The sequence below is a fragment of the Vibrio sp. 10N.286.49.B3 genome (genome assembly GCF_002873395.1).
In the GTDB taxonomy this organism is placed as follows: Bacteria; Pseudomonadota; Gammaproteobacteria; order Enterobacterales; family Vibrionaceae; genus Vibrio.
The window spans coordinates 146,441-160,738 of the sequence record NZ_MCUV01000004.1 but is presented as its reverse complement, the minus strand read 5'-3'; the positions used below and the strand labels follow the sequence as shown (position 1 = coordinate 160,738).

At 43.5% G+C, this 14,298-nt stretch carries 10 protein-coding genes and 1 pseudogene; 6 read left to right on the top strand and 5 right to left on the bottom strand.

The features are described 5' to 3' along the window. Nucleotides 1-874: 874 nt before the first annotated feature. Complete coding sequence (gene yihA / locus BCU68_RS03950; RefSeq protein WP_102563503.1) at nucleotides 875-1,537, bottom strand: ribosome biogenesis GTP-binding protein YihA/YsxC; 663 nt, start codon at nucleotides 1,535-1,537, stop codon at nucleotides 875-877. Between the two features lie 135 nt (nucleotides 1,538-1,672). On the opposite strand from yihA, the gene BCU68_RS03945 reads away from it, so the two are divergent. From BCU68_RS03945 to hemN, 4 genes are all read left to right on the top strand, one after another. Next, a complete protein-coding gene (locus tag BCU68_RS03945) occupies nucleotides 1,673-2,290 on the top strand; it encodes a c-type cytochrome (protein WP_102563502.1) in 618 nt (205 codons plus the stop codon). A gap of 411 nt (nucleotides 2,291-2,701) precedes the next feature. After that, the gene (yihI, locus tag BCU68_RS03940) at nucleotides 2,702-3,274 is read left to right on the top strand and encodes a Der GTPase-activating protein YihI (protein ID WP_102563501.1); all 573 of its coding nucleotides are present in this window, start codon (nucleotides 2,702-2,704) and stop codon (nucleotides 3,272-3,274) included. Nucleotides 3,275-3,282: 8 nt separating this feature from the next. Further along, complete coding sequence (locus BCU68_RS03935) at nucleotides 3,283-3,771, top strand: DUF2489 domain-containing protein (RefSeq protein ID WP_102563500.1); 489 nt, start codon at nucleotides 3,283-3,285, stop codon at nucleotides 3,769-3,771. A 148-nt stretch (nucleotides 3,772-3,919) separates the two neighbouring features. After that, nucleotides 3,920-5,311 carry an oxygen-independent coproporphyrinogen III oxidase gene (hemN, locus tag BCU68_RS03930; protein ID WP_102563499.1) on the top strand — a complete coding sequence of 464 codons (1,392 nt, stop codon included), beginning with the start codon at nucleotides 3,920-3,922 and terminating at the stop codon, nucleotides 5,309-5,311. 69 nt (nucleotides 5,312-5,380) lie between these two features. On the opposite strand, the gene add is transcribed toward hemN, so the two are convergent. The 4 genes from add to glnA form a co-directional block, all read right to left on the bottom strand. Next, nucleotides 5,381-6,382: an adenosine deaminase gene (add, locus tag BCU68_RS03925; RefSeq protein WP_102563498.1), complete on the bottom strand. Its 1,002-nt coding sequence runs from the start codon at nucleotides 6,380-6,382 to the stop codon at nucleotides 5,381-5,383. Between the two features lie 83 nt (nucleotides 6,383-6,465). Then, nucleotides 6,466-7,869, bottom strand: a complete 1,404-nt coding sequence (gene glnG, locus BCU68_RS03920; protein ID WP_102563497.1) for a nitrogen regulation protein NR(I) — start codon at nucleotides 7,867-7,869, stop codon at nucleotides 6,466-6,468. 70 nt (nucleotides 7,870-7,939) lie between these two features. Continuing rightward, nucleotides 7,940-8,986: a nitrogen regulation protein NR(II) gene (gene glnL, locus BCU68_RS03915; RefSeq protein ID WP_102563496.1), complete on the bottom strand. Its 1,047-nt coding sequence runs from the start codon at nucleotides 8,984-8,986 to the stop codon at nucleotides 7,940-7,942. Between the two features lie 314 nt (nucleotides 8,987-9,300). Next, nucleotides 9,301-10,710 (bottom strand): glutamate--ammonia ligase, encoded by a 1,410-nt coding sequence (glnA, locus tag BCU68_RS03910; protein WP_102563495.1) that lies wholly within the window; start codon nucleotides 10,708-10,710, stop codon nucleotides 9,301-9,303. 612 nt (nucleotides 10,711-11,322) lie between these two features. Between glnA and typA the strand changes: the two genes are divergently transcribed. Together typA and BCU68_RS03900 are read left to right on the top strand one after the other, a co-directional pair. Beyond that, nucleotides 11,323-13,149 carry a translational GTPase TypA gene (gene typA, locus BCU68_RS03905; protein WP_102563494.1) on the top strand — a complete coding sequence of 609 codons (1,827 nt, stop codon included), beginning with the start codon at nucleotides 11,323-11,325 and terminating at the stop codon, nucleotides 13,147-13,149. 190 nt (nucleotides 13,150-13,339) lie between these two features. Continuing rightward, nucleotides 13,340-14,176 (top strand): annotated as a pseudogene (locus BCU68_RS03900) (virulence factor BrkB family protein); the annotation flags it as partial. Between the last annotated feature and the right edge of the window lie 122 nt (nucleotides 14,177-14,298).

Here is a 14,298-nt window from a genome sequence, read left to right as displayed (position 1 = left end):
ACTAAGTTACGCCTTGTGTCATTAAAGTAAAATAACGTGAAAATTAATTACAAAAAAAGGTTGAATTTCTGACCGGTTGTTGTACATTAATACTCGTAGGGTACAGAGGTAAGATGTTCTATCTTTCAGACCTTTTGTTTCACGTTATTGGATTAGGCTTATTCAGCCGCCCCAGTCAGTTTTTGACTGGGGCATTTTTTATGGGGCAAAGAAAACTTTATATCACACGCTATCTTGTTGATTGTAAAGAGTTTGACTGCCTTTGTTGATATGGCGTATTTTTTCGTACTATTTTTCTTTATTCACTTATCTTCTCTGCAATATCAGATCACCACGGGTCACTAGCGTTGATCGTCTGCTGTTTTTTCTGCTTATTTTATCTTCATTTTTTGTAACTTCTTTTCTGTCACACTTTTGTTATTTTCGATCGAGAATTAACGGCTTTGTTTTGAGAGGAATTTAACAATTAAATTATTTATATTCAATGGGTTACCTATCGTTTTTGGTGGGATTTCAACCAATTGGGGAGGGTTGCAAATTATCGTTTTGTGGCGGATGCTAGGGGCAGAATAAGAAATATAACTTACTTAACATATAATACTTCTCTCCCCTTGCCTCACTAAAATTAGTGGGGCTTTCTTTTTTATTCCCTTTTCCTTTCTTTTTTGCTGGTCTTTGTCTTTTACTGACTTTTTTCCTTCCCTTTTGCTGAAGCGTCGCTTGGTATTTTCTTATGCCGTGAAGTACTGAAAAATAGATTCGATTTCATCCCCCAACGAGCAAATGACAGGCAAAAAAAAGCCCCACTCATCAACTCTTACTAAAAAGAAGAGTGAAGCAGGGCTGATATCGGCAGTGAGGCTAAGGGTGAATCTTAGTCGTTATCTGCGTTATTTTGCTCTTCTTCTTGCAAATGAGCAAAGGCAGGCGCGAACCATGTGTCTAACTTGTTGCGAAGTTGATCAACACCGATGCCGTTTTGCGACGAGAACATATCAACGACAACCGTGCCACCGAAGCTTTCAGCGTCTTTACGGATCTTCAGTAGTTGTGCTTTACGTGCGCCACTTTTCAGTTTGTCTGCTTTGGTCAACAGAACTTGAACTGGAATACGGCTATCAACCGCCCAGTAGATCATCTGTTGGTCAAGGTCTTTCATTGGGTGACGGATATCCATCAGAACAACTAACCCTTTGAGGCAGCTACGTTTCTGTAGGTATTCACCCAGTGATTTTTGCCATTTCTTCTTCATTTCAAGAGGAACTTGAGCAAAACCGTAACCTGGTAAATCGACAATATGACAGCCTTCCGTCACCTTAAATAGGTTAATAAGCTGCGTACGTCCTGGCGTTTTACTGGTTTTTGCTAAACTTCTTTGATTGGTTAAGCGGTTTAATGCGCTTGATTTACCAGCGTTGGAGCGTCCTGCGAACGCAATTTCGATACCCTCGTCTTCTGGTAGATGACGAATATCAGGCGCACTGGTAATGAAATGCGTGTTTTGATAATGAATTTTTACGCTCACTGTTAACTCCATCCCGACTTTTGTAGTCGATTGATTACTTTTTTGTGAAATTGTGTAAAATATATGTGTTTTATATAAGATCGCCTATTGTACCATGACTGACAACATAGAGTGGTACTGGAAGCTTGATAATTATAATGGAATATCATGAAGAAATTAGCGCTAATTTTGACTCTTCTGGCTAGCTGCTCGGTATGGGCTGAAGGCAATATCGAAGCAGGGAAAGCCAAATCACAAACTTGCGTTGCCTGTCACGGAGCTGATGGCAATAGCTTAATTACTAGCTACCCGAAATTAGCGGGTCAGCATGGTAAATACCTTAACAAGCAATTACAAGAGCTTAAGTTAGGAATGAGCAGTGCTGGCAAGCAGGGACGTTATGATCCTGTGATGAGTGCAATGGCAATGCCGCTGTCAGATCAAGACATGCTCGACCTTGCTGCCTACTACGCCTCACTGCCTATTTCCGCCAACAGTACCCCAGAAAATGTCGTAGAACAGGGTAAAAACTTATATTCTGCTGGTGATGCCGAGCGAGGAATTGCCGCTTGTATCGCTTGTCATGGTCCTCGAGGGAATGGTACTGAACTATCAGGCTTTCCAAAAATCTCAGGTCAGCAAGCCGATTACATTAAATTGCAGCTTGAGAAGTTTCGCGATGGCACACGCAATAATGATATGAATGGCATGATGCGTGATGTGGCCATTAAGCTAACCGATGGCGACATTGATACCTTGTCGAAATACGTTGGTGGCTTGCACTAGTCGCATTGGTCGATGAGCGAAAGCGTGATGAATTGCCCTACAGTGATTGTGAAAACAATGATGCTGCGGGGCATTTTTGCTTCTCAGGTACTTTTTTTATTAATTTGATGAAAAAATGTGCAATAGCGCTCCACTCTATACGCACTTTCTGGTATGTTTCGCATCCCTTTTGATAAGTATTGCGCGCGTCGCAGTTGATGACTTATTAAAGTTTAAATTTGGATGTGGTTTCAGCCATAACTTATCGTAGATTATGCATCTTACGGTAAGTTTTATCGATCTCGCTATAATTAGAGAGGCCGACACCACGTTAAGTTGTACTTAGTGAATGAGCACCTGACTATTGCAGTGTTTTCATCCAGAGTATGACTTATTGGTAATGATGTAAGTTTTACTGAGGAAGACCCAGCAATGAGTCGTAGCAAAAAATCGAGAAAACCTGGTGCGTTAATGGCGGAAGCGGTTAGCCCTAATGTTACACGTAACCGTAGCGAATCAGATGTAGAAGGTCGTGAGCGCAAACGCATTAAAAAGCGTAAAGGCTTAAAATCAGGTAGCCGTCACTCTGATGGTAGTGATTCTCAAAAGTCACACCAGAAGCAAGCACGCGATCCACGTCTTGGTAGTAAGAAGAAAATCCCACTTATTATTGAGCCAGTGAAGAAGCAAACTAAGCAAGAGCGCAAACTATCTGCCGCTCAAGAGCTTGAAATGCTAGAAAATGATGCACAACTAAACGTATTGCTAGACCGCATTGAAATGGGTGAAAACCTAGGTGCAGGTCTACAGAAGTTTGTTGATGAAAAACTGGATCGCATTGAGCACCTAATGAACCGTCTTGGTCTATTAGAGCCAGAAGAAGATGAGATTGAGTCTGAAGAGCAACCGGTTATCATGCCAAAATCAACATCAAACAAAGCACTGTCTGATGATGATCTACTTGCTCAGTTTGAAGACTTTGATCTGAATGACTTTAAAGGATAAGTAAAGCAATGAATGTAACCATACTCGCAATCTTAGGTGGAATTATTCTGCTCAGCGTGGCGTGTTATGCTGGTTACCTTCTGCTACAACTAAAGAAGCAAAAGGAATTGCAGCTACGTCATCAATCTTTTGCGATAGATAAGCGTAATGCCAATATTTACGACAACGTGAATATATTATGTTTAGCGGGTATTCAGGGTCAGTGTGATTTATCTGAAGCGAGTATCCGCATATATAGCATGATGGATTATCTTCAAGGGGAAAAGCGTATCGACTTTGATAGCACTTACCCAGCAACGGCGGAACTGTTTCACATTGTGAAATCCATGCCGCGTGGCGAAGAACGTCAAGCGATGAACAAGCCAGAGCGCATGAAGCATAACCTTGAGCGTCATAAAGCCGAAGCCAGGCTTAGTGACGCTATCATTGATGAATTAAAGCAGTTACAAGAACAAGTAAAGCCTTTAAATAATCAGATCAACATTCAAATGGTCTAATCAAGTGCGCACTCTTCATATTGAGAGTGCACTCGTGATCTAGCTATCACTTCTGAATATTAGTCGGTAAAAAGTATTTTGTTGCTCTGTGAGTTTTTACTGACTGTGGCAGAATAGCCAGTCAAAGTTTTAAATGGGACGTATCCTCATGTCGAGTCAGCACACTGCATCTAACGAGCAGATCGTTTGGGATCAAGCGATCTTAGATAAGTACAACTATTCAGGCCCGCGTTACACCTCGTACCCAACGGCATTAGAGTTTCATGAAGCGTTTACGATTGCTGATTATGATATGGCCTGCACGCAGTATCTAGAGCGTCCATTATCCCTATATATCCATATCCCATTTTGTCATAAGCTTTGCTACTACTGTGGTTGTAATAAAGTCGTGACACGCCATTCGCACAAAGCGGATGAGTATTTAGATATTCTTGAACATGAAATTCGTCAACGAGCGGGTTTATTAGGTGATCGCCAAGTGACTCAATTACACTTTGGCGGTGGTACACCTACGTATCTAAATAAAAGACAAATTACCCGTTTAATGACAATTTTACGTGACGAATTTAGCTTTGATTCTGAGGCGGAAATTAGCATTGAAGTGGACCCACGTGAGATTGAACTGGATGTATTGGATCACTTACGTGCCGAAGGTTTTAACCGTTTAAGCATCGGTGTTCAAGACTTCAATAAAGAAGTGCAAGTCTTGGTTAACCGCGAGCAAGACGAAGATTTTATTATCGAGATGGTGAAACGTGCCAAGTTATTGGACTTCCGTTCGACCAACTTAGATTTGATTTACGGCCTACCAAAGCAGACAGAAGCATCATTTGCAGAGACACTAAAGCAAGTGCTAGCCATGCAACCGGGTCGTCTATCGGTCTTTAACTACGCGCACATGCCGCAACTTTTCGCTGCACAACGCAAAATTAAAGATGAAGATTTACCCGCTGCAGAAGTGAAAATGTCGATTCTGCAAGATACCATCAGCACCTTAACGGGAGCAGGGTATCAGTTCATTGGTATGGATCACTTTGCCTTACCTGAAGATGAATTGGCTATCGCTCAGCGCCAAGGTATTTTGCACCGCAACTTCCAAGGCTACACCACACAAGGTGATAGCGACTTAGTTGGCTTTGGTGTTTCGGCAATTTCGATGATTGGTGATGCCTACGCGCAAAACCAAAAAGAGTTGAAAAAGTACTACGAGCAAGTGAACAACTTACGTCATGCCCTATGGCGTGGTGTGGTACTCGACAATGATGACTTGATCCGCCGTGAAGTGATTAAGCAGTTGATCTGTAACTTCAAGCTGGATAAGAAAGCGATTGAATCAGAGTTTAACTTAAACTTTAATCATTACTTTGCTGAAGATTTAAAGCTACTACAAACCTTCATTGATGATGAGTTAGTGGAAGTCGATGAGCAAGCGATTCGCGTGACACTTCGTGGTCGTTTACTGATCCGCAACATCTGCATGTGCTTTGATAAATACCTACGCAGCCGAGCAAGACAGCAACAGTTCTCGCGCGTGATTTAATCTCAGTTTGGTGATAAAAAAAGGTCAGCGTGAGAAATCACTCTGACCTTTTTTGATCGAACTTGAAGATTAACGTTGGCTCGCTTTTGTGCGTAGCTCCGCTTTATCATTGTCCGATAAGAACGCTAGATCCAGACCATTAATTTGAGCTTGGCGAATTTGCGCTGGTGTTAAACCGGCTTGTGGCGCAGCAACTTCATACTCATACGGCAACTCAATCCCCTCAACAGCAGGATCATCAGTGTTAATACACGCCATCACACCATGCTCTAAGAAGGTTTTTAATGGGTGTACAGCCAGTGACTCAATCGAACTCGTTTGAATGTTCGACGTTAAGCACGACTCAATACCAATGCGGTGCTTAGCAAGGTAATCCATCAGTTTAGGATCGTGAATCGCCTTCACACCATGACCAATACGCGTCGCGCCTAATTGCTCAATGGCTTGCCACATACTTTCCGGACCTGCCGCTTCACCAGCATGAACCGAGACCTGTAAACCAGCATCGCGCACTTGATTGAAGTGACTGACAAAGCGATCGCCAGGTTGACCCAGCTCATCACCGGCTAAATCGACAGCAACAATCTTATCTTTGTGTGCCAAAATACCATCCAATTCTTTTTGACACGCATCGGTACCAAAAGTGCGACTCATGATACCGATCAGGTTCGTTTTTACGCCAAAATCACGAACGCCAGCTTCCACACCATCAATGACAGCTTCAACCACACCTGCGATTGGCAGTTTATGTTTCATTGCCATGTAGTAAGGCGAGAAACGTAACTCGGCATAATCAATTTGTGCATTTAACGCATCTTCAACGTTTTCATAAGCCACACGACGACAAGCGTCAAGGTCACCAAGCACCGCAACGCCCCAATCCAGTTTTGATAGGAATGCAACCAGAGTCGGCTCTGCTTCAACAATCTGAACGTGTGGTGTTAATGCTTCAACGGAGTAAGCCGGTAGAGCAACCCCAAACTGTTGTCCAAGTTCTAAAATCGTTTGAGTGCGGATATTACCGTCTAGATGTCGGTGTAAATCAGTAAGAGGTAAGTTTTTTGTGATCATTGATATAAGTCCATTCCGCTGTGTAGTTACCTACCAGTATAAAACTTTAATCGCCATTATCACACTACCTAATTCAATGCTGATTAATACAACTCTTTTAGCTTGCGAGTGAGGGTATTTCGTCCCCAACCTAGCACCTTAGCGGCATCTTGCTTATGACCATTACTGTGCTTAAGTGCCACCTCAAGTAAGATACGTTCAAACTCAGGTTGAGCAAAAGAGAGAAGTTCTGTTTCACCCGATCGCAAGGCTTGCTCTGCCCACTCAGCCAGTTGAACCTGCCAAGTTCCTAGATCCCCTGTCACCGTGGTTTTGCGCTCTTCTAATAACTCATGAGGCAGATCGCTTGGCAACACTTCACTACCACTAGCCATCACAGTTAACCAGCGACAGATATTCTCCAACTGACGAACATTACCTGGCCAAGGAAGATTGGTTAACGTCTCCACCGCGCTTTGGTGCAGCGTTTTAACTTCCACGCCCATCTCTTCAGCAGCCAGTGACAAAAAGTGATAAGTCAGCTTTTCAATATCTTGGCGTCTTTCCCTTAACGCAGGGATTTGAATACGAATAACATTCAGGCGGTGGAAAAGGTCTTCACGAAAATCGCCTTCATGAACGAGCTTTTCTAAATTTTGGTGAGTTGCCGCGACAATGCGCACATCCACTTTGATGCCCGTATGACCACCGACACGATAAAACTGACCATCGGATAACACACGTAATAAACGCGTTTGAATATCCAATGGCATATCACCAATTTCATCTAAAAATAAAGTCCCGCCATTGGCCTGCTCAAAACGGCCCTGACGCACACTGTTTGCACCGGTAAACGCCCCTTTTTCATGACCAAATAACTCCGACTCAATCAGGTCCTTGGGAATGGCTGCCATATTTAGGGCAATAAAAGGATCTTTAGCGCGTGGGCTATGACGGTGCAGCGCGTGAGCAACTAACTCTTTACCTGTGCCAGATTCGCCATTGATAAGCACAGAGATAGAAGAGCGAGAAAGACGACCGATGGCACGAAACACCTCTTGCATGGCTGGTGCTTCACCAATGATTTCAGGTGCTTCAGTGTAGGCAGGAGCACTACTCGCTTGCTCACGTTTCTGCTCATTACTGTGGGCAATCGCACGCTCAACTAAGGTTAAGGTTTCATCAATATCAAACGGCTTAGGTAAGTACTCAAACGCGCCTTTTTGATAAGCATTAACCGCAGCATCCAAATCCGAGTGTGCGGTCATAATGATGACAGGCAAATCAGGAGAACGTACATGAACCTGCTTGAGTAACTCCATACCATCAATGCCGGGCATGCGAATATCAGAGACCAATACATCGGGTGTCTCACGTTCTAGCGCCATTAATACACTTTCAGCATCCGCGAAAGTTTCACATTTGATATTGGCAGAAGAGAGGGTCTTTTCCATTACCCAACGTATCGAGCTATCGTCATCGACGACCCAAACATATCCTTTACTCATAATTCTTTATCCATAGCAAATAAGGTTAGAGAAACAACACAGTGAAATAGCGCGTTTTGTGTTGGTGCGATTAAATTGGCAAATAAATAGTGAATGTTGTGCGGCCAGGCCAGCTCTCAACATCAATTTTACCGCCATGTTGGTCTATCAGGTTTTGTGAGATAGATAAACCAAGCCCGGTTCCGCCTTCACGGCCACTGACCATAGGGTAGAAGAGGGTGTCTTGTAGCTCGGGTTGAATACCTGGACCATCATCAATAATTTCAATTCGGGCTGCGAGCTTATGTCGCTGGCCATGAATATTCGCTTGGTGCACAGTGCGAGTACGAATGGTGATCGTGCCATGCTCTTGCTTTGATAAAATTTGTGCGGCGTTGCTGACAATGTTAAGCATCGCTTGCTCAACTTGATAAGCATCCATCACAATGTCAGGCAAACTTGGATCGTAATCTCGTTCCATCACCAAGTTATGATCGGACTCCAGTTCAATCAATTGACGAACTTTCTCCAGGATTTGGTGTAAGTTTTCCGACGTCTTCTTACCCGGTTTTTGTGGGCCAAGCAGACGGTCGACTAAAGCACGCAGGCGGTCTGCTTGCTCAATAATAATTTGGGTATATTCATTCAAGCTTGGATCGGGCAGCATTTTCGATAACAACTGCGCCGCACCACGTAATCCGCCCAATGGGTTTTTAATTTCATGGGCTAAACCGCGCACCAGTAGCTTGGCGGCTTGCTGCTGAGCATGTTGATTTAACTCTTGGCTGAGGCGACGTTGTTGATCAATCTTGCGCATTTCAACCAACAGCATTAACTGCTTGTTCCATGACATCGGACTTACCGTCACTTCAAGCATCAAAGGTTTGCTATCAACAACAAAAGTCACATCACTATCGGTAATGCTTTGACCACTTTGTAGAGGTTGAGTGAGAAGTGCTAAATCAAGCGATGCATGCTGAATTAATTGTGAGAGTGGTTGAGCAACAATGCGCTTCGAGCTTTGAGAAAAGAGTTGCTCAGCCGCTGGGTTAGCAAACTGAATCACTAAGTGCTCATCGAGCATAAGGGTCGCCGTTACCATATTATCGAGAACGGCAGTGCTCAATTCTGTATTCATACACACCTCCTTGTGGTGGCTAGTCTATCGTTATAAGGCCAAATAAGTGCACTGCACCATATTGGTGCGAAGTAGTGAGAAGTATGGCTGATCATAACGATAAGAAAAAGCGGTTATAGCGCTAATTTCCTATTATCTTATAAAGATTTAGCGGTTTAACGTTCACTTCACTGTGATCTTGAATAAATGCACCATTCTAGACATAAACAATGCAATAACCTTGCCGTGTCCCCAAATGATAGGAAATAAAAAAGCCCACCATGTGGTGAGCTTTTCTGTTGGGTAGCGCGTACGTTACCGACTAGGGAGACGTCTTATACAGAGTAGTATAGGTCGAATTCTAGTGGGTGTACTGCCATGTTGATTTTCTCAACATCTTGAGACTTAAGACCGATGTAAGAATCGATGAAGTCATCAGAGAATACGCCGCCAGCCGTTAGGAACTCACGATCTTCGTCTAGTGCTTTAAGAGCAACTTCTAGAGATTCAGCAACTGTTGGGATTTCAGCTGCTTCTTCTGCTGGAAGGTCGTAAAGATCTTTATCCATTGCTTCGCCTGGGTGGATCTTGTTCTTGATACCGTCAAGACCAGCCATAAGCATTGCAGAGTAACATAGGTACGGGTTCGCCGCTGGGTCACCAAAACGTAGCTCGATACGACGTGCTTTAGGGCTTGGTACCACTGGGATACGGATAGAAGCAGAACGGTTACGAGCTGAGTAAGCTAGCATAACTGGCGCTTCAAACCCTGGTACAAGACGCTTGTACGAGTTAGTTGATGGGTTAGCAAAAGCATTGATAGCACGTGCGTGCTTGATGATGCCGCCAATGTAGTAGATAGCAAGGTCAGATAGACCGCCGTACTTGTCACCAGCAAATAGGTTAACGCCATCTTTAGCTAGAGATTGGTGAACGTGCATGCCGCTACCGTTATCGCCAGCAAGTGGTTTAGGCATGAATGTTGCCGTCTTACCAAAAGCGTGTGCTACGTTGTGAACAACGTACTTGTAGATTTGAGTCTCATCCGCTTTCGCTGTTAGCGTGTTAAAGCGAGTTGCGATTTCGTTTTGACCAGCAGTTGCAACTTCATGGTGGTGAGCTTCAACAACTAGGCCCATCTCTTCCATAACAAGACACATTGCAGAACGGATATCTTGAGAAGAATCAACAGGAGCAACTGGGAAGTAACCGCCTTTAACGCCAGGACGGTGACCTTTGTTACCACCTTCAAAATCAGAACCTGTGTTCCATACCGCTTCAATGTCATCAATCTTGAAGAAAGAACCAGACATATCAGTGCTGAATTTCACGTCATCAAATAGGAAGAACTCTGGTTCTGGACCAACAAGAACAGTATCAGCGATACCTGTTGCGCGTAGGTACTCTTCAGAACGTTTTGCGATAGAACGTGGATCGCGGTCGTAACCTTGCATAGTTGAAGGTTCAAGGATGTCACAACGGATGTTTAGCGTTGAATCTTCTGTGAACGGGTCAAGTACAGCGCTTGATGCGTCTGGCATCATTACCATATCTGATTCATTAATGCCTTTCCAACCAGCCACTGAAGAGCCATCGAACATTTTGCCTTCTTCAAAGAAGTCTGCATCGATTTGGTGAGAAGGAATAGAGATATGCTGCTCTTTACCTTTAGTATCGGTAAAGCGTAGATCGATAAACTTAACTTCGTTTTCTTGGATCAGAGATAGAACGTTTTCTACTGACATCTTGGATAACCTCCAGTGTTATTTAAAGTGGCTTGAGCGCGATTCTTGTTACTGCGGCTATCTATAGATAGGGAAAACAATAACTAAAAATGGCAATCAACATTGATTAGCTTTTATGCTGTTAACTAAGCAATGCAAACTGTAGCTCGTTATACCTTCATCATTGAGCGCTGATTGGCTCTCAGTGATGATTTATATAAAGCTAAAATCGTGCCAAAAAATTAATCCTTTAATTTTCAGTAATTTGAGTTAGTAGGGGGCTTTTTTGGTGCTTTCTATGCACCACGATGATCCCCTTCTGCACCAGTATGGTGCATAAGTTTATCTTTGCACCATTGTGAATCAAATTACTCATCTCATTCAGCCTGCTTTTTAAACAGCTGTCAATTTTCTTTTGATATTTACGTGATGAAGTTTGTCTCAAAATTGAATGACGCCTAAACTAAAAGGGACGAAAATGAACTTATTGTCGAAAAAGGTATGTATTGGATCACATATTTCTGGGGTTTTCCCTAAAATCTGATATATTATTGACCGTTTTTTTAATCAAGCTAGCGGCGCTACCAACAGGTTGGCAATGTGCGGCTACTTTACTGAGTGAATCGAAAATCCATGTCTACTCCACTAGATAAGTTAAGAAATATCGCGATCATCGCGCACGTTGACCACGGCAAAACGACTTTGGTTGATAAACTGCTACAACAATCAGGCACGCTTGAATCTCGTGGTGAGGCTGAAGAGCGCGTCATGGATTCAAATGACATCGAAAAAGAACGTGGTATCACGATTCTTGCGAAGAACACTGCAATCAACTGGAACGACTACCGTATCAACATCGTAGATACTCCAGGACACGCGGACTTCGGTGGTGAAGTTGAGCGTATCATGTCTATGGTTGACTCTGTGCTTCTTATCGTTGATGCCGTTGACGGCCCTATGCCTCAAACGCGTTTCGTAACACAAAAAGCATTCGCACACGGCCTTAAGCCAATCGTTGTTATCAACAAGATTGACCGTCCAGGTGCTCGTCCTGATTGGGTTATGGATCAAATCTTCGATCTATTCGACAACCTAGGCGCTACTGATGAGCAACTAGACTTCACAACAGTTTACGCTTCTGCACTAAACGGTTGGGCTACAATGGAAGAAGGCGTTGTAGGCGAAGACATGGAACCACTATTCCAAGCGGTTGTTGACAACGTAGAAGCGCCAGCAGTTGACCTAGACGGTTCACTACAGATGCAAGTTTCTCAACTAGATTACAGCTCTTACGTAGGTGTTATCGGTGTTTGTCGTGTAACTCGTGGTTCTGTTAAGCCAAACCAACAAGTTTCTATCGTTAGTTCTGACGGTAAGAAACGTAACGGTAAAGTGGGCACAGTTCTAGGTTACCTAGGTCTTGAGCGTCACGAAGTTGAAGAAGCGAAAGCAGGTGACATCATTGCTATCACTGGTCTTGGTGAGCTGAAAATTTCAGACACTATCTGTGACCAAAACAACGTTGAAGCAATGCCACCACTATCTGTTGACGAACCAACAGTAACAATGACGTTCCAAGTAAACACTTCTCCGTTCGCGGGTAAAGAAGGTAAGTTCGTTACTTCACGTAACATTCTTGAGCGTCTAGAAAAAGAACTAGTACACAACGTTGCACTACGTGTTGAAGAAACAGATAGCCCAGATCGTTTCCGCGTTTCTGGTCGTGGTGAACTTCACCTATCTATCCTGATCGAAAACATGCGTCGTGAAGGTTTCGAGCTAGCAGTATCTCGTCCAGAAGTAATCATCAAAGAAGAAGATGGTCAACTAATGGAACCGTTTGAAACGGTAACAATTGATGTTCTAGAAGAGCACCAAGGCGCGATCATGGAAAGCATCGGTGTTCGTAAAGGCGAACTAACTGATATGGCACCAGATGGTAAAGGCCGTGTACGCATGGACTTCATGATGCCTTCTCGTGGTCTTATTGGTTTCCAAACTGAATTCCTAACAATGACGTCTGGTTCTGGTCTTATCTACCACTCATTCGATCACTACGGTCCTCACAAAGGCGGCGTAATCGGTCAACGTGCTAACGGCGTATTAATCTCGAACGGTATGGGTAAAGCAGTAACTTACTCTCTATTCAACCTTCAAGATCGTGGTCGTTTATTTGCAGAGCACGGTGACGAAGTATACGAAGGTCAAATCATCGGTATTCATAACCGTGCAAACGACCTGACTATCAACTGTCTACGTGGTAAGCAACTAACTAACGTACGTGCATCTGGTACTGATGAAGCACAAACGCTTTCTCCTGCAATCAAGTACACACTTGAGCAAGCTCTAGAATTCATCGATGATGATGAGCTAGTAGAAGTAACACCAGAAAGCATCCGTATCCGTAAGCGTCTTCTTACTGAGAACGAACGTAAACGCGCTAGCCGTCCAGCAAAATAATTGCTTGATGCAGCAAAGTTAAGTCTGACTTAACTGGCGAGATGCGAAATAAGGGCCCCATGTTTATTCGATTTAGGTCGTAATAACATGGGGCTTTTTTGTTGCGATCAATCTGTGCCTAGCCCTATCTATATCGATAATTACTTGTTAATCTTTTGTAACAGGTTCGGCATGGAAAGGGAGAGTGCAAATGGTACCCAAAACGATAGCTTATGATGGCGTGTGTTTTATCCGTTATCTACTGACACGAATGCAGCATGATAGAGTCAATGTGAATGCTGGGTATCTGACCTACATTACCTTACTCTCCATCGTGCCACTGCTGACCGTATTGCTGTCGATCCTTTCATCATTCCCTATTTTTGAAAACGTAGGCTTGATGCTGCAAGAGTTTGTGATTAAAAATTTTGTCCCAGCGGCGGGGGATGCGGTGCATAATGCCCTGCTTGAGTTTGTTGCCAATACCGGAAAAATGACCGCAGTAGGTGCTGTTTTTCTTTTTATAGCGGCTTTGATGTTGATGTCCAATATCGATAAAAACCTCAACTATATCTGGCGAGTTACTGAAAAGCGTCGCCTGGTTTTCTCGTTTTCAATGTACTGGATGATCCTCACTCTAGGTCCGATTTTAGCGGGCGGAAGTATTGCCGCGACCTCTTATATCACCTCACTGCACTTATCCGATCATGAAGCCATCTCGGGCGCTTATAACTTGATGCTGCGTTGGTTGCCTTTAATACTTTCCGTGCTCGGTTTTACCGGTTTATATCTGCTCGTACCAAATAAGAAAATCTATTTTACTCATGCGATCACGGGGGCGGTGCTTGCTGCGGTACTGTTTGAATTGAGTAAAAAAGGCTTTGCGATGTACATTACTCAATTTCCTTCCTATCAACTTATCTATGGGGCATTGGCGGCGATTCCAATCTTATTTGTCTGGGTTTATCTATGTTGGATGATTGTCTTGTTGGGCGCAGAAGTCACAGCGGCGTTAGGTGAAAGCGATCAATGGCAGAAAATTCGCCAAGATGAAAACCCGAAACGATTAACAACGAACAATATTCAAGATAATCAAACAGAAGTGGTACACTCGACAGATAAAAGCCAATCTCATACCACAGTGATGGGTGAGAGTGATGTCGTAGAAAA